The sequence below is a fragment of the Paenibacillus roseus genome, from assembly GCF_016424485.1.
Lineage (GTDB): Bacteria > Bacillota > Bacilli > Paenibacillales > Paenibacillaceae > Paenibacillus_D > Paenibacillus_D roseus.
Genome location: NZ_JAELUP010000013.1, coordinates 111,707 through 135,873, shown reverse-complemented (window position 1 = coordinate 135,873; position 24,167 = coordinate 111,707). Strand labels below are relative to the sequence as shown.

Here is a 24,167-nt window from a genome sequence, read left to right as displayed (position 1 = left end):
AACGCTGTTACTGCTTCTTTTCTAACTTCTCCAGCATTCTCAGAATGACGGTCACTGCTTCGGCTCTTGTCGCAGTTTCATTTGGCATGAAACGATTCCCGTCGCGTCCTGTGACAATGCCAACTTTTCTGATCGCTTCTACCTTAGATTTTGCCCAGTTTGGAACGGTTGTGTCATCCGAAAACCCTGTTTGTTGTACCACTGAATAATTTCCACCTAGGGCGCCGGCAATCATGACGGCCATCTCAACACGATTAATTTGCGTATCCGGCCGGAACCTTCCGTCGCTGTATCCATGGATGATACCGGCTTGCACCGCTTGAGCGACTGCTGTTTTTGCCCATGCGCCAATTTTGGACGCATCTGTAAAACTCAACGAAGCGCCTTCACCTTGAGGTTTGAGAGCGTTCATCAGCATAACGGCGAACTCTGCCCGCGTGACAGGGTCGTTTGGTTTAAAGGTGCCGTTCGGGAAGCCGTTAACGATTCGGTCCGCTGCGGCTTTTATAATACTTGATTCCGCCCAGTGACCGGAGATGTCTGTGAAAGAGTTTTTCGGTTCTACATCTACCTTCTTGTCGACGGCAAGTACAGCAAATTTCCCAAAGTAAGACACTTCTGCTGTGACGGTATTGCCCTCTACCTTGTCACCGATTGCCACCCAATGTTTGCCTTGTTCATCATAATAGAATATGGCCGCCGTTTGATTGGGTTTTATTTTGCTGGCATCAAATCGGATAATTAACGTAACAGGCTTCGTAAAATTCTCCGTGAAGTTTTTTGTAATTTCAAAAATAGGACTGACAAAAGTTTCATTGTTGACAACGAGAGGCGTTGTATTCAGCACCTTTTCCACTACGAGTTGCAGCTTTTTGGCGGTCGCTCCGGCTGGAACAATTACGCGTATCTCGTCGTCCAATCTGGTCGAACCGGCGCTTTCAGGGGGAAGTGTCAATTTCCCGTCTGTTGTGTTCACATTCGTCTCATCCGTGGCTGTGCCCCCATAAGGGCCACCTGATCCCGATGAGCTAGGCGTAGACTTTGTTTTTACACTGTCCACGTCGGAAGCTGAACTTTCGCCCGCACTGCTCAGAGCTGTAACTTTCACGGAGTAGGTCGTACCCGGTGATTTATTCGTGACTGTGAAGCTGGTCGCAGTGATCGGAGAAGAATTGATCTTCGTTCCGTCGACATACACGTTGTAACCAGTTGCTCCGGTTACTGCGGTCCACGCCTGCACCCAGCCAGTAGTAGTCACACTGCTGTGATTCAGTCCAGTTGGAGCATCCGTAATCGTAGTCACGCTGTCCACGTCGGAAGCTGAACTTTCGCCCGCACTGCTCAGAGCTGTAACTTTCACGGAGTAGGTCGTACCCGGTGATTTATTCGTGACTGTGAAGCTGGTCGCAGTGATCGGAGAAGAATTGATCTTCGTTCCGTCGACATACACGTTGTAACCAGTTGCTCCGGTTACTGCGGTCCACGCCTGCACCCAGCCAGTAGTAGTCACACTGCTGTGATTCAGTCCAGTTGGAGCATCCGTAATCGTAGTCACGCTGTCTGCGTCAGAAGCTGAGCTTTCGCCCGAACCATTCACGGCGGTTACCTCAACGGAGTAGGTCGTACCCGGCGATTGATCCGTGACCGTAAAGCTGGTCGTAGTAATCGGAGAAGAATTGATCTTCGTTCCGTCGACATACACGTTGTAACCAGTTGCTCCGGTTACTGCGGTCCACGCCTGTACCCAGCCAGTAGTAGTCACACTGCTGTGATTCAGTCCAGTTGGAGCATCCGTAATCGTAGTCACGCTGTCTGCGTCAGAAGCTGAGCTTTCGCCCGAACCATTCACGGCGGTTACCTCAACGGAGTAAGTCGAACCCGGCGATTGATCCGTGACCGTGAAGCTGGTCGCAGTGATCGGAGAAGAATTGATCTTCGTTCCGTCGACATACACGTTGTAACCAGTTGCTCCGGTTACTGAGGTCCACGCCTGCACCCAGCCAGTAGTAGTCACACTGCTGTGATTCAGTCCAGTTGGAGCATCCGTAATCGTAGTCACGCTGTCTGCGTCGGATGCCGAACTCTCGCCCGAACCATTCACGGCGGTTACCTCAACGGAGTAGGTCGTACCCGGCGATTGATTCGTGACTGTGAAGCTGGTCGTAGTGACTGGAGAAGAATTGATCTTCGTGCCATCCACATACACGTTGTAGCCAGTTGCTCCGGTTACCGCAGTCCACGTCTGCACCCAGCCAGTAGTAGTCACGCTGCTGTGATTCAGTCCAGTTGGAGCATCCGTAATCGTAGTCACGCTGTCTGCGTCAGAAGCTGAGCTTTCGCCCGCACTGCTCAGAGCTGTAACTTTCACGGAGTAGGTCGTACCCGGCGATTGATTCGTGACTGTGAAGCTGGTCGTAGTGATCGGAGAAGAATTAATCTTCGTCCCGTCGACATACACGTTGTAACCAGTTGCTCCGGTTACTGCGGTCCACGCCTGCACCCAGCCAGTAGTAGTCACGCTGCTGTGATTCAGTCCAGTTGGAGCATCCGTAATCGTAGTCACGCTGTCCACGGCAGAAGCTGAGCTTTCGCCCGCACTGCTCAGAGCTGTAACTTTCACGGAGTAGGTCGTACCCGGCGATTGATTCGTGACTGTGAAGCTGGTCGTAGTGATCGGAGAAGAATTAATCTTCGTCCCGTCGACATACACGTTGTAACCAGTTGCTCCGGTTACTGCGGTCCACGTCTGCACCCAGCCAGTAGTAGTCACACTGCTGTGATTCAGTCCAGTTGGAGCATCCGTAATCGTAGTCACGCTGTCCGCATCGGATGCCGAACTCTCGCCCGAACCATTCACGGCGGTTACCTCAACGGAGTAGGTCGTACCCGGCGATTGATCCGTGACCGTGAAGCTGGTCGCAGTGATCGGAGAAGAATTGATCTTCGTTCCGTCGACATACACGTTGTAACCAGTTGCTCCGGTTACCGCAGTCCACGTCTGAACCCAGCCAGTAGAAGTAATACTACTGTGAGTTAACCCAGTTGGAGCGGCTGGAATTGCTACCGACACGTTAACGGTCCAGTTTTGCTGGCTGCCATCAGCAGCGGTTACAACATAAGTGACTGGATTCGTGAAATTGTTGACGGTTACGCCGCTAGATTGGGTCACAGGACCTATCGTTGCGGTGGCCCCTGCAGACAGGGAAAAAGTTGCTGTCAAACCAGTCAAATCGGTGCCGCTGGCAACTTCAATCGATACGGTATGGGCCGTAGAATCGATCAATGCCGATCCGGTTTGTTCGGCAAAGCTAAAGCTTGTAATGGCTTTCTCGTTGCTCGGAGCTATGTTCACAGTAACTGTATACGACTTCGTTGCCCCGTTCTCGGCAGTGACCGTATACGTTACAGGTGAATTGAAATTATTCGGGGTTGTCCCGCTCGTCTGGATCGTTGACCCCACTGCAACTGTTGAATTTGGCGAATGGGTAAAAGTTGCGACTAGCGCGGAACGGTCTGTCCCATAAGGTACGGTTAAGGTGATGGTTGTGTTGTTAATCGTTCCCGTCACCGCAGGCGTCAACCCTTCAAAACTGAATGCCGTTATATCGCCGACCGAACTTTTTGCGCGAGTTACCTTAATCGTATAAGTTCGGGTCGCTCCATTCTCGGCTGTCACTAACACGACAATCGTGTTTTCTCCCGTATTCAATGCTAATGCGGAGCTAGATTCGCCGCTTGTCACCGATTCAGATGTTCCGCCATTAATGCTCACTGTGATCGTTGCTGCAGAATTCAACGCTACAGGTTTGACTGTAATGCTGGAGACGCTGTTGGCCACGGAAGACGTATAATTAACTGTGCTGTTGTTGAAGCTTGGCGACAGCACACCGGTTGACAGTGACAAGCCGCTAAGTCTTGATTCCGAACTGGCTGCTCGTGTCACCGAAATACGATAATCTTTACTCGACCCGTCTTGTGCTGTTACAGTGACAACAATGGTATTCACCCCTGTATTTAAAGAGAGGGACGAACTATTCTGTCCGCTGTTCACCGATACGGGTGTCCCATCATTGACGCTAACCTTGACTGTTGCTGTTGAGTCGGCCACAGTAGGTCGGACTGTAATGGAAGAAGTTGCATTCGTTACGCTCGCGGTATAACTGGTGACCGAGCTGGAGAAGCCTGGCGACAGCGTCCCTGAGCTAATAGTCAATGCGCTCAGATTGGCATTTGTGCTTGCCGCTGCCCGCGTAACGGCAATCGTATAGACCTTCTTATTCGCCCCGTCGAGTGAAGTCACTTCTACTGTGACAGTAGTCGTCGCGTTTGCGGCAAGCGCGATAGCTCCGCTAGCTTGGCCGCTGGCTACAGGCGTCGAATTAACTTTGACAGTCGAGCCGGCATGACTGACTGTCGGGGTGACATTAAGAGACGAAGTGCTGTACGGTACGCTTACCGTATAGCTGGTTGTCGCCTCATTGAATGCCGGATTTAATGTTCCGGCAGATAGCGCCAACTCTCTTAAACCTGTGGCGGAAGGGTCTGAACGTGTAACAATCAAGGAATAGGTTCTGCTGTCTACTCCGTTTGCTCCGGTCACGTTAATAGTAATCGGGTTGTCACCTGTAGTTAGATTCGCGCTGCCGCTAACCGAAATTACGCTAGACGGATCAAGTGTCGCTCCCGTTACAGTTACACTAGTCACATCGGGCGCAACGTTAGCCCGATAGCTCGAATTCATGTTGTCAACGTTAGGGGCAACGGTAACCGATTCGCCGGAATTCGCCGTAACCGTTACGCTCGTCAGCCATATCGGCAGGGGCGCGGTGCGCAGATAAGGCGTTGTCGTGCCGCTGACAAGATTCCAAATTGTACTGAAGTCCCATGAGCTATAATTCGTGCTGTTCTTCATTGCATCGGTGGTGCGTGCGGTAATGCCAGTGGATGCTCCCGATCCTGCAGCGCTGCTACGCTCGGATGTCGTCGTATTCCAATAATTATTGGTGAACGATCCACTGGAATTGTTGCCGACCAGGCCGCCTATTGTGCTTCCGCCAGCAACTTTTCCTGTCGCATAGTTATTGGTGTAGGTCCCTGAGGTTGCCTGCCCAACCAGGCCGCCAGCTTTAGTTCCAGTCATAGTTACAGTTACTTGTCCGGTTGCAAAGCTGTTGGTAATCTTGCCATATGAGTCGAACCCTACCAGCCCGCCTGCCTGACTGTTGCTGCTGACAGTTCCTTCCGCATAACTTTCAATCACTTGTCCGCCTGCATTTTGTCCGACTAATCCACCGGCATTGTTGCGACTGCCAGCGCTATTGGCCAAAGAGCTGCTTGAGCGGATCGTTCCTGAATTGTAGCCGGTTATCCCGCCCACGTTGTCTCGTCCCGAAACTTCCCCGGACACGCGCACATTCTTTGCGGTGGCGTTGCTAAGCCAGCCCACCAATATGCCTGTTTTATCGAACCCCTTTACTGAAGCCTGAACAATTTCCAGATTAGATACGCTGCCAAGATAAACATAATTAAATAGACCCACGTTATCCTCACTTGGCCGGTTGATCTTCAATCCGGTAATCCGATGCCCGTTCCCGTCCAAAGAGCCTTCCAAATAGATGGGTATCCAGCCCTTGCCTCCATCTTGAGAGGCATATGCGGACAGATCGATATCGGCAATAAGCCGAAACGCTTTTTGGTAAGCGTCCGAATCTCGTATTGCATTGAACTGCTCCGGCGTCCTGATCAGATAAGGCGACGTCGTTGTCCCTTGCCCACCGGCGAATTTACTGCGAATAACTTCAATGGTGTATGTTTTAATTGTCCCATCAGAAGCGATGACTTGTATGGTGACGGTATTGCTTCCAGCCTGAAGATTATGGCCTCCGCTAACGGAATAGGTGGCGCCCGAATCTGCGGTTTCTGCTGTCACATTCACATCCGTTACATCAGCACCAACGGTTATGGAATAGGACAGAGTTGCACTGTTGAAATTAGGCACCGGCACCCCGTCTACCCACAGATTGGACAGATTGGCGTCTGATGAAATATTTGATGATAAGAGCTTGTTGATCGTAATCGTATAGGTTTGTGACGTTCTGACCCCGGTTGGATCGGCAACAGTAACCACCGCTGTTTGATTGCCGACAACTAGCGCATTCCCCCCCACAGTGGAGACTAACGCGTCAGGATTGGCAGGGCTTGCTGTAATTGCCATGGAAGAGGCCCCATTTGTTACACTAATCGCATACTGCCGAATCGCAGATTTAAAGCCAGGTGTCAAAGAGCCAGTTGTACCGTTATCCGGCACGAACGTCAGATCAGTCAGCCAAAGCGGCGCATTGTTGCGAAGGTAAGGATAGCTCTTGTTTTCCGATAACGCCCAGGTTCCAGTCAAGTCCCAATTGGCAAAACTGGCGGACTTAGACATCGATTCCGGCGTCAAACCCGTCACTCCGGGTTCATTCCCGCTATATCCGTAACCAACGGCTTTACCGGATAATGTTACATCCCAAACCGATGATGACACTGTTGAGTCGTAGCTGTAGCCTGCGAACCCTCCTGCGGTTCCGGATGCGTTCACGGCCCCGGCAGAGTAGCTATTTTTTACAGTTACCTGATACATATAGCCCGCCAGCCCGCCGGCAGTGCCCGTGCTCTCCCCACTTACCGCGCCAAGTGCATAACTGTTCTCGACCTCTGGCAAATAAACCGTATCAGGAGGATTGAAGCTTGAGGTTCCATTGCCGATCAGGCCTCCAACCGCAGACGATCCGGTTACGCTCCCCGTTGCATAACAACGCTTTATAACTCCGCCATTGAGCTCCCCGACAAGCCCTCCGACCCTGGCACCCACGCCGGTTACGGCGCCTTCTGCGTAACTGTCGCTAATTTCGGAGTTGAAAGCCCAGCCGAACAACCCGCCAATATAGTCGCCGCTACCATAAATGGTTGCCGACGATCCTGCCTGCTGAACTGAAGCGGTCTGGAGATTGCCGACCAACCCGCCAACATAACCGTTTCCACGCACATCGCCTGAAGTATGTACGTTATTCAGAACCGCGTTTGATGCTAAACCGGCAACAATTCCCGTATGGGATTCTCCTCCGACCACCGCTTGCAATACGTTCAGATTTGTAATTTTTCCACCATACAGGGCTTCAAACAAGCCGACATATTCTGATTGTTCTCGTTGGATGGATAACCCCGTGATGGTATGCCCGTCGCCGTCAAGCGTCCCGGAAAACCCGGGAATCGGCTTCCAGCCTTGCCCTCCGTCTGCCGTTGCAAAGACGGACAGATCAATGTCGGCAATGAGCTTGTAATGCGCCCACCGATCATTTCGAACGTTATCCAACTGCATGGCATTCGCAATTAAGAAAGGTGTCTCCTCGGAGCCATCACCTCCGTCGAATACTGGATTTGCATGTACGTGAACAATCGGCATCGTGGAAAGCATGACGATCAGTGCCAAGAATACGAATGTACTCTTCCTGACAATCCTACTCCAATGTTGAAGCAAAGTATCATCCTCCTTTTAATTTTTTATTTCTCCGCGTAACGAAGCTTTGCCCATAGAAGGACAAAAAAGCCGTTTGCGCCGTACAATTCCGAAGCGATTGTCACGGTCCGCTGCATGCTATACTCTACAGCAATGGGGTAAAATAAGAGTAAAATGAAATAAATTCTTTCTATGCGGCCCTATTCAATTCGAGCAGTTTTGTCCAGAATATTCAAAATAATTACACGCAAACTAAGGGTGATCGGAGAAATTTTATCAATTTCTTAGAATAGTACTATTTGATTTGAACCCATGGGCGTCCTTGATGGAGAAATGTTAACAAAGTCATAGTTCTATCCATAGGTTTTCTTCATCAATTTTCCTACAATGACTTTAGTATTTGAAAACGCTTTAAAAAACGAGAAGGTGAGGAGAACAAGCGAATGTTGAAGAGACATGTGAAGAGAAGTTTGTTGTGTCTGATTGCAAGCATCGTGCTATGGGCGCAAATCGCTTTGATTGTGCCTGTCAATCAGGTTGCTGAGGCAGCCCAAAACGGTTTGGCGCAAAAACCATTGATGGGCTGGAGCTCTTACAGCCTCCAGGTCTATGATGGGCCAGGCAATTGGACTTCGGCAGAAAAGATCAAGAAGCAGTCCGATGCCATGAAGAAGACGCTGCAACCATTCGGGTATGAATATATTAATATCGATGCAGGCTGGAATGGGGACATGGATGAATATGCCAGACCGATCCCCAATGAAAATCTGTACCCGAATGGCTTCCAGGAAGTTATTGATTATGTTCACAATAACGGACAGAAGATCGGTGTGTATTTTATCCCAGGCGTATCCAAGCATGTGTATTATGATGAAAGCATTAAAGTATACGGACATCCTGAATGTAGCGTGAAGGATACCGTCTATCTGGACGCAAATAAGAAGCCGGTCATCATGGACCTGTGGGACAGTTATACGTACAAAATGGACTTCAGTAACCCTTGCTCTCAAAAGTACATTGATTCCATCGGGGATCTGCTTGGCGGATGGGGCATCGATTTTGTCAAATTTGACAGTGTCACGCCGGGTTCTGGCGAAAATAACCTGGACCGGGACGCGCGCGAGGATGTGAAGGCATGGCATACAGCGCTGTCCAGACACAATATTTGGCTGGAGCTTTCATGGGCGGTTGATCCCAATTACGCCGACTGGTGGAGAAAATATTCCAATGGCTGGCGTATCCACTGGGATGTGGAAGCCTATTCCCATGAAAAAGGAATGGTGGAATGGGCCAACATTGCCCGACTCTTCCCTATGACAGCCATTTACTGGCGAGAGGCCGGTCCTGGAGGCTGGAATGACTTTGATTCGCTGAATGTCGGCAATGGTAAAACGAGCGGCTTGACCAAAGACGAGCGGCGAACCGCAACGACGTTCTGGGCAGTTTCGGCAGCACAATTCTATATTGGGGACGACATATCCAATCTGGACGACCTTGGTCTTGAGCTGCTGACAAATCCTGAGGTTATTGCTGTCAATCAGGCGGGAATGCCGGCGCGTCCGGTGTCTATGGCTACAGACCAGCAGGTCTGGTATAGCAATAATGGCGATGGCACTTTTAATGTCGCACTTTTTAATCTCAGTTCTAAAGAAGCTTCGGTAACTGTCAACTGGAGTGATATTGGCTTGGATGGCTCAGCCTCTGTGCGCGATTTGTGGAGCCGTCAAGAACTCGGTACGTTCCAGACAGGGTTCACGGATGCAAAAATAGAGCCGCATGCCTCGCGCTTGTTCAAGGTAACTGCGAAGGGCGGCAAGGCGACTGTAAATAACGATAATACTGGTCTTCGCTATTCCTGGGAAAAACAAGGGGATACATATGTGGAGCACTGGGTACGCAATGATGACAACGAGAAAGCTGCCGCGTCACAGAAACTTGAAGTTACACTCTCGGACACTTCTGCAGCCGGAGCGCTAGCGAGTAGAGAGCAAGCCGTTAATGAGAACGCTGACAGTTCAAACGTAGTGAACGAGGACCCGTCTTATCAAATATTGATCAACGACACGAATCCTAATATTCAGTATTCCAATGGCTGGAATCATAATGGGAACCGTTCATTTGGGAACCACAATCGTGATGTTCATTTTACAGATGGCAGTGGCAACTACTTTACCTATACTTTCAAGGGGACAGGTATTGAATACGTAACTGAAGAGGATAGAGGAGTAAGTAAATTCCAAGTATATATTGATGACGTCGACCAAGGGGAATTCACTACTAATAATCCTGAAAAGCAAAATATTCCTATGAAGGTCGGTTTCGCCATTGCCGATCTCCCTGACGGTGTGCATACGATCAAAGTCGTAAATAATGAGAACAAGTACCTGTTGTTAGATGCATTGCGAGTAACCACAAGCTCATTGCTTGGAACGCCGTCTGCCAACAGTTTTGACAAAAACGATCCTAAAGACATCAAAATTCCGTTGCCGTTTGCTTCAGAGTCGCTTGTAAGCATTAAAAATGGCACGAAGACTTTGACTAAGAATACAGATTATACGTTGCAAGATAGCGAAGTCGCCTTGAAGTCGAACTACTTCATGCAACAGGATGCGCTGCAGCCGGTCAATCTGACATTCGAGTTTGCTGAAGGGGCTACCCAAAGTCTTAGCATTGCAATAATCGGAACATCCATTTCTCCTACCGATCTAAGTTTTGACAAAGCGAGCTGGAACCAAACTGATCTGGCGGTGAACTTACTGCTAACAGGCGACGATAGCTTGACTGGTATTAAGAAGGGGACCTCTCCTTTAGTCAACGATACAGATTATCAAATCGCTGATAATATTGTAACGATCAGCAAAAACTACTTGGCCACACTTCCATTAGGGTTAAATGAACTGAGCTTTGAGTTTAAGAATCGTACACCTTTACCACTTAAAATAACAGTTACAAACTCGGCTGCTCCTGGGCGCTACGCTATGGTCAATAACACGGATTCCAGCATCTCCTTTTCTGGAAAATGGTTTTATAATGGCGGTCGTTCCGGGAATTACGAGAAGGATGTGCATTGGACAGAAACGCAAGGCTCTTCCTACTCTTACAGGTTCAAGGGTACAGGTATCGATGTAATAACTGAAAAGGATAAAGGAATGGGCAAACTCGAGGTATTCATCGATGGCCAATCCAAAGGTATAATCGATCCTAGTGACCCAAATGCTAGCAATGAGCCTATGTACACCGCTTTTTCCATATCAGGACTGCCGTACGGCAAGCATACGATCAAGGTTGTCAGTCTGGAAAAAGCGCGCTTTGCGGTATTGGATGCATTCCGGATACACTTGCCTAGCCTGCTGGAAGAAACAATCGTAAAATACGATAAAGCCAGCAACGAGGGCTTCAATGTGAGCTTTATCGAGGACATCGATCTTCTCACCAAGGTTAATAACGGTTCCCAGGTGCTTGTGGAAGGAACGGATTATACGATTGCAGGCAATCAGGTGAAAATCTTGCCATCCTATCTGAATTCGCAGCCTAACGGAAAGCTCAACCTGACTTTCAACTTCGCTGGGGACTACTTTGATGATGTACATGAAACGTCGAAGAAAGGCGCTTACTTCGAGTATACTTTCAAGGGCAACGGTATTGAACTGCTTTTCCCGACAGGGCCAAAACAAGGCAAGATGGACATTTACATGGATGGCGTTCTGAAACAAACAGTTGACGCCCACTCGGAAAAGCGCACACTGACCAAAAGCTTGTTTTCCATCAATGGGCTGAGCAACGGTTTCCATACGCTTAAAGTTGTTAATGCTTCGGATGCTCTGATGCTTGTCGATAAGCTTATCTTCAATACTCCGAAACCGCAACTTCCGGGTGCAGACAACGGCGGTAACAACGGCGGCGGCGGATTTGGAGGTGGAGGGAATGACTCTTCTTCCATTGTAAAGCGCAACAAGCAATCCGATGGCAGCTATAAAGATGAAGTTGGGCTTACCGAAAATATCGTAAAGTCTCTCATCGCGAAGCAGGCGGGTTCCAAGTCTCTTGTAGTGGACATTCCTGACGAGAAGGACGAGGCAAGCTTGACAAGTATCGCGATTGACAAAGAGGCAGTGAAGCAGTTGACGCAGAGCAATCTTGATCTGGTTTTGAACACGGCTAATGCGGCGATCATGATTCCGAATACTTCTTTGAAAAACGTCAACGAAGCGGTTACCTTCAAGGTAGTACCGGTCAAATCGGAAGAGCGGATCAAGGAAATTGCGCAGCGTGCAAATGCCAAATCATTTAGCGCTGATGCATGGAATGGCGCTGAAGTCGTTCTGAACGGTCGCCCTGTAGATATTGAAACCAACTTGCAAAACCATGAAGTGAAGCTAGTTCTTCCGCTTCAGGATGAGAAGCCAAGCCAGGCTGATTCCAAACGCCTCGGCGCATATATTGAGCATAGCGACGGCACCAAGGAGCGTACGAAAGGAAGCCTGACTACGCATGGTTCCAGAAGCGCTGTTCAAATCGATACAACAAAATTCAGCACATTCGTACCTGTTAAGAGCAAGAGCATCTCGCCAGACCATACAGGACCTTATATTCAAGGGTTCCAGGGCGAATTGTTCAAGCCAAGCAAGGTGATGACCAGAGCGGAAATAGCAACTATCTTGTCTCGCATTTTCAATGGTGAATCTGGTAATAGTACGAATAGCTATAGTGATGTGAAATCCGGCTACTGGGCGGAGAAGGCCATCCATCAAGCAACTGAACTTGGGCTTATGAAAGGATTCAGCAATGGCACATTCAAGCCTGAACAGCCGATTACCCGCGCTGAAATGGCTGCGCTCATTTCCCGCGCAATGAACCTGTCTGAATCGGGCAAAGGCTTCAAGGATATTGCAGGAACTTGGGCGGAGAAGGAAATTAAAGCCGTTCAAAGCGCAGGTTACATCAATGGTTACCAGGATGGCACATTCCGGCCTAATCAGTCACTGACTAGAGCAGAAGCAGTAGCGATCATAAATCGTGTAATCGGTCTGAAGGTTGCTGATGTGGATCAATCCCCATGGAAAGACGTCCCAGTCAGCCACTGGGCTGCGCGCGATATCATCGCCGCATCACTGAAACCGTAATATCAGGTCAAATTTAAAAAGGTACAGCTTCCAGCTCGTTTGGAGGCTGTACCTTTTTGACATGCGGATGCGACTTTCAAATCTCGTCAATCGATAGCTCGAGGTTGCCTGAGTTACTGCCGCTGCACCGACGGTTTTCAGTCTAGACAGACTCTGCAGTTCGAATCATCGGTACACGAATTCTCACAGTAGTCCCGGAGCCTTCTTCACTTTCCAGAAACAGGCCATAGTCGTGACCGTATTGCATCTTGATTCTGCGATTGACGTTAGACAGACCGATGCTCCCTTCAGGCAGGGAAGCGTCCGATGAATGCGATGGAATGGCATTCAGATGGTTTTGCAATTTTTCCAGCGACTGCGCGTGGATCCCGACGCCATTGTCGGAAATCGTGATCATCAGGTTATTATCTTCCTGGGAGGCAATGATGCCGATTTTCCCTCTATAGCTTCTTAAGGACATCCCATGAATGAAAGCATTCTCTACAATGGGTTGCATAATAAACCGAATGAGATGACAGTCTTTCAAGTGATCCGGGATATGGATGTCTACTCTAACCCCTTCACCAAAACGGATATTCATAATTTTCAAATAATTTTCAATGTACTCCACCTCAACTTGCAATGGAACGGTTAAAGTACGGTCTTTGTAAATCGAACGCAACATATTCCCGAGTGTCGTGATGCTATCTACAATGCTTAGTTCCTTCCTCACCATGGCGACCCACTTGATTGTATTCAGAGCATTGTAGAGGAAATGCGGGTTGATTTGGGCTTGGAGCGCTTCGATTTCCAGCCTGCGTTTGTCTTCTTCGATCGTTTTATTTTTCTGAATCAGTTCCTCAATGCTTAGAGACATTTTGTTGAACCTTCTCCCGATGATGCCCAACTCAGTGCTGGGGGTCTCGTTGATAATAACACCAAGGTTCCCTTTCTCCATTTCACGCATGGCATTCACTAGATGATTAAATGGTCTCGTAATGCGATAAATCCAGTAGTTGGACAAGAACAGCGCGCAAATGGCGCCGATGGCCACTGCAACCAGGATCAGCTTGCGGAGCGCCAAAGTGTTGCGAATAAACTCACCTTCCGGTGTCTCGTTAATAAGCGTCCAGCCCGTGTTCCCAATATTATAATAGGTGACCTGCTTGGAGTCCCCGTTGGTGCTAGTCGCAAAGCTGCCGCTTGTCTGATTTGGAGCAATGTGATCTGCAAGTTCTGCCCGTGTGCCGATTGCGCCTGAAGCCGACTGGGAAATTCGTATTCCGTCAGTGTCTATCAGATACTGAACACTGTTTGATGAATTGCCCTTGCTTTTGAAAATGGATTCAAAATTAGACTGCCTGATATTCACAGCGATAACCGCCGACTGGCTAATCCGACCGAGGACGTACACGTTCCGGAATACCGTTATATATTGGACCGGCTCCTCGTATATGTCCGCCTGATCAGTCAACTGAAACAGCTTCGAATTGCTTTGCCCTTCCCATAGAAATCCGTGACCTTGCTGGGTAATCTGCTCATAAAGAGCGGATGAATAAAAGGGAATTTCCTCACGAGCATCTTCACGGTACCAACTAGCTGACAACGAGTCATAAATCGCCTCGCCGTCAGGCCGAAATAAAGAAATGGAATCGATATAAGGGTAAGTATTAAGAAAAGTGTCCAGCGATTTAAGGACGACTCTCACTTCATTAACACGTACTGCATCAGGGGCGTTCTGCCGGTCAATAAAGCTCTGAATGTCTTTATTAATGGCCAAAACCCCTGCTATTTTTTCGATTTGGTCTCGAAATTCCAGAATGTTGTGTTCGGACTGGTAAAATTGCCGGGTCACCATTTCATTGGACTGATTTCTAAGGATTGTCAGTACGCTGTTATACACTAAAATAGCAATAACGGCAACGACCAGCAAAGACATGGTAAGAAATGAAGCAATTAATTGCGTTTTGAGCTTCACATTGAAACCGCGATCCGTAAAGAATTTAAATGTCCTCATGCTTCGCGGTCCCTCCGAGCACTTTGATTTTTCGGAACTCAAGCGGCGAAATCCCGGTTACTTTTTTGAAAATCCGACTGAAATAGGCGCTATCCGAAAATCCTACATTTTCCGCAATCTCATAAGTTTTAAGATTTGTTTTCTGCAGCAGCTCTTTGGCCTTTTCGATACGGTAATCTGTCAAATACTCGATTAGATTGCGGCCCATGTTCTTTTTGAACAGCAGGCTTAAGTAGTTGGGGCTAAGATTCACCAATTCCGAAATCTCTTTGAGCGTAATGTCCTGGTCGTACCGCATTTGAATATATTTAACAGCCTCAGCAACTTCCTTGGTTACAGACTTGATCATATGCTTAAGTTTGGCGGTCTCTTCCAAATAATTTTCCCATGCCTGAATGGAATCGTAAATGGTAGGACTGACCAGAATGCGCTCCGTACCGGACAATTCCATTAAAGCGGCCTGGTCGTCCGGGATGGCAAGATAAGCACGGGTCCATTCCATTAAGTGAATAAATACTTGTTTCCAATCGCCTTCATCTTGAAGTGGCTGCTTAAGTGCATGAAATGTTGTTTCTTGAAGATTTTTATAATAGCTCTCCCCTAGAAGAGCCCATTTATTACAGCTATTTGCGATCAGCTTTTTAAATTTAGGCTCGCCGATAATTCGGTTTTCAACGGAAGTAATGATTGCAGTATGGGAAAAGTAGCGGTCATTCAGCATTCTTGTGCATTCCTGATAAAATCTTCTCATGCTGTGAAAGCCTTCTCCGGTAGCGCTGACACTAATGAAAACAGGCACATTAAAATAGGAATGCATCGCCTTCTGAATATTATCGAATACGGCCGTCAACCTGGAACGATTGGTTTCAGCGGAATGATGAGAAAGGAACGAGAAAATCATTAGATACCGATTCTTTTGATCATGATAGGCAATGCCGCCGCCATGATTGACCATGATTTCGTTCAAAATATTGAGAATTGAAAATTGGATCAGCTTGCCGCGATCGTCATCAAATCGTTCATGCAGCCGGTCGTACTGATACGTCTCCAAAATGGCAACCGCAATGGGTCCCGTATGAATAGGAGGTTCAAATTGCTGCATGATCGTTCCCATCTCATCTTCAGAGTACACGCCATAGAACAAGTAGTCTTTAAGCACTTTCTCTTTGAGCAAATCCAGACTTAATTGTTGCTGAACAGGCGGCTTGAATGAATAGGAGTGGGCGACTAATTCCTTGCGAATTTCCTCTAAGGTTCCTTCAATCTCCTCCATCGTCATGGTTAGCTTCAATATATAGCCGGACACTTTCAGATTTGCTGCTTTGCGGGCATATTCAAAGTCATCTATGCAGGAAAGAATGAGAATTTTGGTATCCACGTCTTTGCTGCGAATGGTTGAAATCAGCTCTAACCCGTCCATTACCGGCATTTTCAAGTCGGTTACGATCAAATCAGGCTTCTCGTTCATATAGATTGCTAACGCTTCGCGGCCGTTGGACACATCAGCAATAACTTCCATATCGTATTTGCTCCAAGCTATGGAGTTGGTCAGCCCAACGCGTACAAGCATCTCATCTTCCACAATCAAAACCTTGAACATCTTAATTCCCCCTCATGACTTGAAGCAATGCCATAATGAATATAGGTTTGAAAAGAGTACAAGATACCGACAATCCTAAAAAGGCTGCCGGTATCTTGAAAGTTTATGCATATATTATAACTTATTTTGGACTTTTAATTAAATCATCGTATTTTTTCATTCCGTCTTCAAAAGATTTTTTCCAGAAAGCATCTGCTTGAGACATTCCAGCTTTGTTCACAAGGCCAAGGATACGCTCTTTCTCTTTTTGGAACGCAGCTTCATCTTTAGCCATAACAGCTTTTGGCGTTTCCTTGATCAGAATTTGTTCAATATTTGCTTCCAATTTGGCGAGGTCATCGTCACCTTGAGATTGCAATGAAGGCAGCGCTGGAATATAAGCCGGGCTCAAGTTTTTCGCTTTTCCTTTTTCAACCAGCTTATTCCATGCGTCGCCTGGGAATGTTCCGCCATAGTATTCACTGTACTCTTTATCAAGCGGAGTTAACTTGGTCTTGAAGTATTTCTCCGTCAGATCCATCTGGATATAAGTTCCTGTTTCTGGATTAATTGTACTTCCGCCAAGTCCCTGCAGTTTGCCGTACAAGGAAATACCGGTCTTGATCGTGAAATCTTTATCTTCCGTTTTTGCCTTAATCGTAGCATCTGTCAATTCCGGTTTGCCGTTCTCAATATCCCAATGCTCGCCTTTGACGCCATTCATGATGAGACTCGATCCTTCAACGGAGTACAGATAGTCAAGGAAGGCGATTGCACGTTCAGGGTTCTTAGCGTTTTTAGAGATAATAATCCACGGGTCATTGGCGCCTACAATCGATTGCAGTGAGTAAGACTGGGATGTTGCTCCATCAACGACCTGAGCTACGAAGCCTTTATCTGTCTGGCCTTTGGACTGGAAGTAAGTGTTTGCGCCATCCAGCTCCCATCCCATGTGAATCGTCAGAAGCTGACCAGACTTGAGCTTGGCTTGATAATCGCTATATTTTTGTGTAAACATTTCTTTGTCCAGAATACCCGCGCGGAATGCTTTATTGTAAAACTCTACGCCTCTCCAGAACGGTCCGTCAGCTGCATAGCGGTAGACGTAAGAACCATCCGGCTTGGTGACGGTATTCTTAGTAGACTCCGTCCATCCTTCTGCGTAAATGAACGGTACGTAATACGACCACAATCCCCAATCCGTCCAGCCAGACAATCCATAAACTTTCTTGCCTTCGTCTGTCTTCGGATGCTTCTCCAGTTGTTTGGCCAGCATCGGGATCATATCATCATAGGACTTCAGTTCTGGATATCCTTCTTCTTTAAAATAGTCCCAACGTGTAAACCAGCCAATCCATGGTGAATAGTTGACATATGGCTTTGCATCGGGGGTGATGCTGATTGGCAAGAAGTAGTGCTTGCCATCTTGATTGTCAAGACGCGCATTGATGACGTCAAGCGCAGTCTTATGCTTTGCAATATTAGGCGCTTTTTCCAAAAGTTCATCTAATGGAAGAGCCATTTTACCGTCAAGTGCAACCTTACCCAGTTCCGGAGGCAGAACCATGATGTCCGGGAGGTCTCCTCCTGCCAGCATAACTTTCAGTTTATCCCGGTCTGTTCCGATGATATCCATCGTTATTCCGGTTTTTTCTTTGATTGCATTCGCTACAGGGTTGTTTTGAACACCGGGTACGCCATTGAATTGCTGATCCCAACTGATTGTAAATGTAAGCGGATCCAAATTACTGGACTTATCGGTGTTGTTTCCTTCCGTACCCTTTGGATTTGAAGAGTTCGTGTTGGGTTCAGCATTCTTGGTGTTTCCGCTGCTGCAAGCTGTTATTGAAAATAACAGGCAGATAGCAAGTGCCAGTGACATGGTGTACTTCAATTTTTTCTTCATCATCTTGTCTTTACCCCTCCATGATTTTTCTATATATACAGCCCTGCAAAGATCGGCTCTTTGCAGGGATCGTATATCGTTAGTTACAAGAAGCGGGATGTGAATTATCCCTTGACAGCGCCGAGCATGATACCTTTAACGAAATAACGTTGCATAAATGGGTAAACAGCTAGAATAGGCAATGTAACAATGATCGTTGTGCTCATCTTGATACTTTCAGGGGTCAACACTACATTTTGGGCTTGGCGAGTTATAGAAGCTGCATCCAGTCCGGTAAAAGTGTTGGCAGAACTTAAGAACTCATACAAGGTTAGCTGAATCGTTTTGAGGCTTGCACTATTCACAAGAAAATAATTATCCATCCATGTGTTCCACTGTCCTACAGCAGCAAATACGGCGACGGTTGCGACAATCGGTTTACAGAGCGGAAAAATAATCTTGGTGAATATCGTCAAATAACCGGCCCCATCAATCATTGCGGACTCCTCCAGCGCTGCTGGAAGCTGTTCAATGTACGTCTTGATCAAAATAACATTGAAGCCGGAGACGGCGGTTGGAAGCACATAGAGCAAGAAGTTTTCATCAAGATGGAGCATTTTCATGGTGATATACCAAGGAATTAAGCCCGCATTGATGTATAAGGTAACAACAAGCATCCGGTAAACAAATTTGCGCAGCAGCATCCGGTCTTTCGTTAACAAGTAAGAGAAGAAGCTGCAGCAAAGAACAGTTAACAGAGTACCAATAACAGTCCGGGACAACGAGATAAAAAACGATGTCTTGATGTATGGGAGAGACAGAATGCTCTTGTACGTTCCAAACTCCAATCCGGCAGGGAGCAAGAAGATCCCTTGTGCTACTTTTGCCGGATCACTAATCGAATAGATAAGCACATAATAAAACGGGTAGATGCACATCAATGTGAACAGTAATAAAAGGATGCCGTTTAGCCAATCAAAGGCTTTCCCGCTAAAGTTTTTCAGAATTAAAGTCATGTCTGCCCCTCCAACTAAATCATGCTTTGTCCTCTAATTTTTTTTGAAATGAAGTTCACGGAAAACAGCAGGACAACACTGACAAGCGTTTTAAACATACCAACTGCAGTCGCAAACGGATAGTCGCCCACCTTAATCCCTGCGCGGTACACATAGTAATCAAGGACTTCAATTTTATCAGCGACAAGAGGATTATAAAAAACAAAATACTGGTCAAATGAACTTGAAAGCATGTTGCTTACACTAAGCAAGAGCAATACGAAGAAGGTTGGCAGCACACCAGGAACTGTAATATGCCAGATTGACTTGAATCGGCCCGCTCCGTCTACCTTGGCTGCATCATAAAGCTCCCCGTCAATACCTGCAATTGCAGCAATATAAATAATGGCGCTCCAGCCGAGTGACTTCCACACCGTAATTCCTGCTTGGAAGAACCAGGTCACACTTTCTGTGCCAATAGGATCAATTTGCTTATCGACTCCTAGTTTGCTCAGCACGGTATTGATAAAACCGTCACTGGAGAAAAACGCGAAAGCCAATGAGAAAACCAAAACCCAGCTTATAAAATTTGGCAATGTAGATAACGTCTGAACAAATTTTTTGTATCGGGTTGAACGAACTTCATTTATCATGATGGCGAATACAATTGCTAACGGCGATAGAAGAATATTCAGAAAGTTCATAGCCAGTGTGTTGATAAGTGCGTTAATCAAGTCAGCAGGTGTGTCGAATATCTTCTGGAAGTTAGAAAGACCTACAAAAGGTGTCGACGACAGTGGGATGCCGGGCTTGTAGTCGAAAAAAGCGTAAATCCAACCATAAACCGGAAAGTAACTGAACAAGATCATAGCAATAATGAAAGGCGTTGATAGTAGAAATAAAGTAATTCCGTCTTTTTTGATTCGTTTGCTTTTGCCTTTCATAGCGTAAGTAGTGCTGGTTGCCATACGAAGGTGCCCCTTTCTAAGTGATACAAGTAAATTATAGGGCAGAGGACTCCCATATCGGAATGAAGCATGCAACTACTTCTTGTAGGAAATTACGGTATTGCCAGCGAGTTTGGAATAATTATTCAGGTTCCAATTTTTAAATAGGATTTTTTTTCGTTAAATAGGACTTTTTTTCGAGAGTTGTGATATCCAAACAGAAAAATGTCGAATTTTGGAATGTGTCTGCCGTAACCTGTACTGTACGTTTACGCTTTTGGATTGTACAATTGTTATAATTAACATTACGGAAAAAAAGATACGTTATATACGTTATAAAGGGAGGTGTGACAAATGACTCTCAATTCTCGAGAACGAATGATTGAAGGCGCTGTAAAGCTTCTGGGCGAGCGGGGAGCGCATGCGGCTTCATTGAATGAAATAATGAAGGCAACAGGCGCGCCAAGAGGCTCCATCTATCATCATTTTCCTCAGGGGAAAGAACAAATTATAGGTGAGGCGCTCGAACTGGCGGGGAATCACGCTCTGAACTTTCTGAACAACCTTGAAGGCGAACCTGCGGAGACCGTTGCTGGACAGTTTATTTCACTATGGCGAATGCTGCTAAGCCAATCGAATTTCGAAATGGGTTGCTCGGTGCTTGCAGTAACAATAGGAGCGGAATCTTCGGATTTGCTTGACCGAGCGGCATCTGTATTTCGGCAATGGGTTGAACGGCTGACGGCATTGCTGGCCGCGGGTGGAGTTGGCTCAGACAGCGCGAGGGGGCTTGCAAATGTCATCATTTCGTCTTGCGAGGGCGCGGTAGCCATCAGCAAGGCGCAGAAGTCGTTCGATACCTTTAATATTGTGGCAGAGCAATTGCTTGTAATGGTCAGGAACGCATCTGCTACGCAATCCCAAATGATGTAAGACCTCACTGCCACACAAGATTCTCCAGCCGTACTCAACCTCAACCAACTGTCCTGCTTAAAACAACTAGGCCTGTTATCTGCGCCTCCGTAACGGAATATGCAGATACAGGCCTAGTCGTGTTTTACTAGATGGTTCTTAATTTTTTTCCTGAGCGGCTTTGGCAGCGGCTGCCTGAGCGGCCAGAGCCGTAAATTCTTCGATTCCAAAAGCGGTTCCCTGTATGCCCCAACCACCTTCGGCAGCTTCGGTCAAAATGACCCAGGTGCGTTTGGCGAGGGTGTCATCTCCAGAAATACGCGTTACAATTTCTGTCGCTTCCTTCGTAATTTGTCGTTGTCCTTCCCGGTTAAGTGAGCCGGGTGGTGTAATAATTTGAATGCGCACATTGTTCGCAGAGTTAGTGCTTCCAGTGTGAATAGCTGTTGATTTTAACCGATGAATAAATACTGCCGTATTGTCCAGATGAAATGGACCAGGCGAAGCGACGCCTTCTGCTCTAAGCACGGCTTGAGCCAAGGCGGTTCCCAGTTCGCTGTCTGCATCTGCGGGGAAGAGGTTTTCTGGTGCATACACATCGATCATTGGCATTGTTTTTATTCTCCTTCTTGAATCAAGTATACGTTCATCATAATTGTATATTATGATAATCATCATAGTCAACTGTCTGGGATAACATCCATGCCCGGTTGTCTAAGCGGCGGCGTCCATTAAGCTAAAGATCACAGGAAAAAACACGATCAAGTTGACCTGGCGGCATGGGGGGAGCCAACATATCTAAAGTGATCGTGCCGCGGATTCCTTAACCTGGAGCTTCAAGATTCTATGGCTTGTAAGGCAGGAGTAACGTATACAGCTTGCGGTATTCGGAGCTGCTTTCGATACGGTTGCCTCCTTGGAAGATCTGATACGCACAATGTACCCCGCAATATAGCTTCTAACCCTCATTAAAGTGTTGGACATCCGCCAACATCCGCCATTTGACCATGGAGCCTATTTTCCTTCAAATCGAAGCGTGTACGAACCGTTAGTCGTTTCGTTTATATAATATTTTGCAACCCATTCTCCCAAGAAGGGCTCAAGTTCAACTGTGTTTTTAAAACCTTCTTTATGGGTAACTGTGGTCTCGTAAACTAAAGCACCGTTTGGGGCATACAACTCATACTTCAAATCCCCTTGATTAAGATCTATAAAGCTGGATACGAATAACTGATTAAGTTTTTCATCGTTTACTTCGATCGTACTTTCCAAGACCTTATCGTTCTCATCATAGTTCCCGGCGGAAATATTTCCTCCTGTTTCTGTTGAGTAAATATAATTTCCTTTACTGAAGTACAAAACAGATGACAGGGCAACTAAAATAACGACCAGGAGTGAGGAAGTAATGAGTATTTTTTTATTCAAGAAGACAACTCCTTTTTTAAAAGATAAGCTACCGAAACACAAGCATGGCAAAAAACCGCACAGTCAATGATGGATCAGCCTCATGTGACGGTACGGTTCTCAAGCAAATAAAAGGCTAGTCCGCAAATTCCACGTTGTGGTACACCTGCTGAACATCCTCCAGGTCCTCTAGCGTGTCGATAATCTTCTCGAATGAAGCCACCGATTCCTCGGGCAGCGTGACATAATTCTGTGCAAGCATCGTCAGTTCAGCCACTGTAAATTCATGGATGCCGGCTTGGTGCAGCGCTTCTTGGACCGCATGAAATTGATCCGGCTCGGCATAGACCAGCACGTTGTCGTCCTCTTCCTCAATGTCCCGCACATCGACATCCGCTTCCAGCAGAATCTCCATGACCTCATCTAGCGTTTTGTCAGCGACACCGATCACCGCTGTTGCGTCAAACATATAAGCAACGGAGCCGTTTACGCCCATATTGCCGTTGTTTTTGCTAAAAGCGGCGCGGACAGCCGATGCAGTACGGTTGACGTTATTGGTCAGCGCATCCACGATGATCATCGAGCCGTTGGGGCCAAAGCCCTCATAGCGCAGCTCTTCATAGATCTCATCCGAACTTCCTTTGGCTTTGTCAATTGCGCGGTCGATGATCGCTTTGGGCACATTGTACGTTTTAGCGCGCTCAAGCACGACCTTCAGCGCACGGTTGGATTCGGGGTCCGGCTCACCCTTGCGCGCCGCTACATAGATTTCGAGGCCAAATTTGGCATAAACCCGGCTTGTATTGGCATCCTTGGATGCTTTCTTTTCTTTAATATTATTCCATTTGCGACCCATCTCAGAACCTGCCTTCTACATAAAATAATCTCTTCTCCAGTATAACCAATTACCCGGGTGGATGGACAGTATAAGAACTTAATCTTTGTTCATTGGAGGAACGCCCGCGGGAAGTAGTTTCATGTCTACCATTATACCAAGCAAGGCACAGGGAAGAAAGAAGTGGTTAGTGCCTGGCATGATTATGCTATACTTGACAGGGAACTTCCATTAAAACCTATCAGAGTTACTTTCCGTAATGAAGTGGAGGTAAACATGCCAACTAATCAAAGAAAAGAGCCCTTCCGTTACACGCTTAAGGAGCCGATCGCACTAGAAATTTATATTCTGAGTGTGAACGGAACACCGGCTCCCGCCAAGCCTATTCCTGCCGAATTGTTCGACATCAGCCGCTACGGTTGCCAGATTTCGCTCCCATTGAGTCTGCAGGTTAATTCGAATGAGATTCGGATCAGGATGAATCTCATCCTTGCTGAGGACCCTATAATATTGGAAGGTACGCTGTGCTGGGATAGAAAGCAAGACAGTCAGTGGTTTTATGGCGTGAATCTAGGAACGAAAGCAGATGACCAGGAACGGTTCAACAAGGAGATGCGCGTGCTAGCGGGTCAGGGGAGAATTGTTGTGAAGTAGCTCATCTTTTTCGACGATAACCTAATTATTAGAGGGGCAAACCAGTAGCGCGGCTCTCAAACATTTGCCCCTCTATCGAAACCTTCATTCTTCCTGGTATCGATTCTCACCCCCGCCCATATTCCTCACAAAAAGTCTGTGATCATCCTGCCACCTGATATTAAACAATGGCTTTGCCTGAAATATACCGTTCTCTCTCTATTATTCTCTGAATGAAAGATGACATTTACATAGACATTGACACCGCCAGCAGCGCCACCGTAATAGCGGTGAAACACTTGCGCGGTATATCGTTCAAGACTGAAATTGCCAACCAGACTCATTTTCAGACTGGTGAGC

General features: G+C 47.1%; 12 protein-coding genes. 3 read left to right on the top strand and 9 right to left on the bottom strand.

What is annotated here, in order from left to right:
* Positions 1-7: 7 nt before the first annotated feature.
* Entirely contained in the window at positions 8-7,519 is a 7,512-nt protein-coding gene (locus JFN88_RS05410) for a cadherin-like beta sandwich domain-containing protein (RefSeq protein ID WP_199018307.1), read from the bottom strand.
* Between the two features lie 422 nt (positions 7,520-7,941).
* On the opposite strand from JFN88_RS05410, the gene JFN88_RS05405 reads away from it, so the two are divergent.
* Positions 7,942-12,621, top strand: a complete 4,680-nt coding sequence (locus tag JFN88_RS05405; RefSeq protein WP_199018306.1) for a X2-like carbohydrate binding domain-containing protein — start codon at positions 7,942-7,944, stop codon at positions 12,619-12,621.
* A 142-nt stretch (positions 12,622-12,763) separates the two neighbouring features.
* Here JFN88_RS05405 and JFN88_RS05400 read toward each other — a convergent pair whose 3' ends face one another.
* From JFN88_RS05400 to JFN88_RS05380, 5 genes are all read right to left on the bottom strand, one after another.
* Entirely contained in the window at positions 12,764-14,617 is a 1,854-nt protein-coding gene (locus JFN88_RS05400) for a cache domain-containing sensor histidine kinase (protein WP_199018305.1), read from the bottom strand.
* Positions 14,604-16,217, bottom strand: a complete 1,614-nt coding sequence (locus JFN88_RS05395) for a response regulator transcription factor (protein ID WP_199018304.1) — start codon at positions 16,215-16,217, stop codon at positions 14,604-14,606. The genes JFN88_RS05400 and JFN88_RS05395 overlap by 14 nt, the downstream gene beginning before the upstream one ends.
* 121 nt (positions 16,218-16,338) lie before the next feature.
* Entirely contained in the window at positions 16,339-18,105 is a 1,767-nt protein-coding gene (locus JFN88_RS05390) for an extracellular solute-binding protein (protein WP_199018303.1), read from the bottom strand.
* A gap of 101 nt (positions 18,106-18,206) precedes the next feature.
* Entirely contained in the window at positions 18,207-19,097 is an 891-nt protein-coding gene (locus tag JFN88_RS05385; RefSeq protein ID WP_199018302.1) for a carbohydrate ABC transporter permease, read from the bottom strand.
* Positions 19,098-19,111: 14 nt separating this feature from the next.
* Positions 19,112-20,044 carry an ABC transporter permease subunit gene (locus JFN88_RS05380; RefSeq protein ID WP_199018301.1) on the bottom strand — a complete coding sequence of 311 codons (933 nt, stop codon included), beginning with the start codon at positions 20,042-20,044 and terminating at the stop codon, positions 19,112-19,114.
* 333 nt (positions 20,045-20,377) lie between these two features.
* On the opposite strand from JFN88_RS05380, the gene JFN88_RS05375 reads away from it, so the two are divergent.
* Positions 20,378-20,956, top strand: a complete 579-nt coding sequence (locus JFN88_RS05375) for a TetR/AcrR family transcriptional regulator (protein WP_199018300.1) — start codon at positions 20,378-20,380, stop codon at positions 20,954-20,956.
* Between the two features lie 138 nt (positions 20,957-21,094).
* Here JFN88_RS05375 and JFN88_RS05370 read toward each other — a convergent pair whose 3' ends face one another.
* From JFN88_RS05370 to JFN88_RS05360, 3 genes are all read right to left on the bottom strand, one after another.
* Entirely contained in the window at positions 21,095-21,547 is a 453-nt protein-coding gene (locus JFN88_RS05370) for a tautomerase family protein (protein WP_199018299.1), read from the bottom strand.
* A 402-nt stretch (positions 21,548-21,949) separates the two neighbouring features.
* Positions 21,950-22,360, bottom strand: coding sequence for a hypothetical protein (locus JFN88_RS05365; RefSeq protein ID WP_199018298.1), 411 nt, complete (start codon positions 22,358-22,360; stop codon positions 21,950-21,952).
* A gap of 115 nt (positions 22,361-22,475) precedes the next feature.
* Positions 22,476-23,195 carry a YebC/PmpR family DNA-binding transcriptional regulator gene (locus JFN88_RS05360; protein WP_199018297.1) on the bottom strand — a complete coding sequence of 240 codons (720 nt, stop codon included), beginning with the start codon at positions 23,193-23,195 and terminating at the stop codon, positions 22,476-22,478.
* A 255-nt stretch (positions 23,196-23,450) separates the two neighbouring features.
* Between JFN88_RS05360 and JFN88_RS05355 the strand changes: the two genes are divergently transcribed.
* Positions 23,451-23,828 carry a PilZ domain-containing protein gene (locus tag JFN88_RS05355; protein WP_199018296.1) on the top strand — a complete coding sequence of 126 codons (378 nt, stop codon included), beginning with the start codon at positions 23,451-23,453 and terminating at the stop codon, positions 23,826-23,828.
* The last annotated feature ends 339 nt before the right edge of the window (positions 23,829-24,167 follow it).

Bases quoted from the DNA above. Each gene is read 5' to 3' on its own strand.
- JFN88_RS05405 (WP_199018306.1), top strand. From the start codon at position 7,942: ATGTTGAAGAGACATGTGAAGAGAAGTTTGTTGTGTCTGATTGCAAGC.
- JFN88_RS05400 (WP_199018305.1), bottom strand. From the start codon at position 14,617: ATGAGGACATTTAAATTCTTTACGGATCGCGGTTTCAATGTGAAGCTC.
- JFN88_RS05395 (WP_199018304.1), bottom strand. From the start codon at position 16,217: ATGTTCAAGGTTTTGATTGTGGAAGATGAGATGCTTGTACGCGTTGGG.
- JFN88_RS05390 (WP_199018303.1), bottom strand. From the start codon at position 18,105: ATGATGAAGAAAAAATTGAAGTACACCATGTCACTGGCACTTGCTATC.
- JFN88_RS05385 (WP_199018302.1), bottom strand. From the start codon at position 19,097: ATGACTTTAATTCTGAAAAACTTTAGCGGGAAAGCCTTTGATTGGCTA.
- JFN88_RS05380 (WP_199018301.1), bottom strand. From the start codon at position 20,044: ATGGCAACCAGCACTACTTACGCTATGAAAGGCAAAAGCAAACGAATC.
- JFN88_RS05375 (WP_199018300.1), top strand. From the start codon at position 20,378: ATGACTCTCAATTCTCGAGAACGAATGATTGAAGGCGCTGTAAAGCTT.
- JFN88_RS05370 (WP_199018299.1), bottom strand. From the start codon at position 21,547: ATGCCAATGATCGATGTGTATGCACCAGAAAACCTCTTCCCCGCAGAT.
- JFN88_RS05360 (WP_199018297.1), bottom strand. From the start codon at position 23,195: ATGGGTCGCAAATGGAATAATATTAAAGAAAAGAAAGCATCCAAGGAT.
- JFN88_RS05355 (WP_199018296.1), top strand. From the start codon at position 23,451: ATGCCAACTAATCAAAGAAAAGAGCCCTTCCGTTACACGCTTAAGGAG.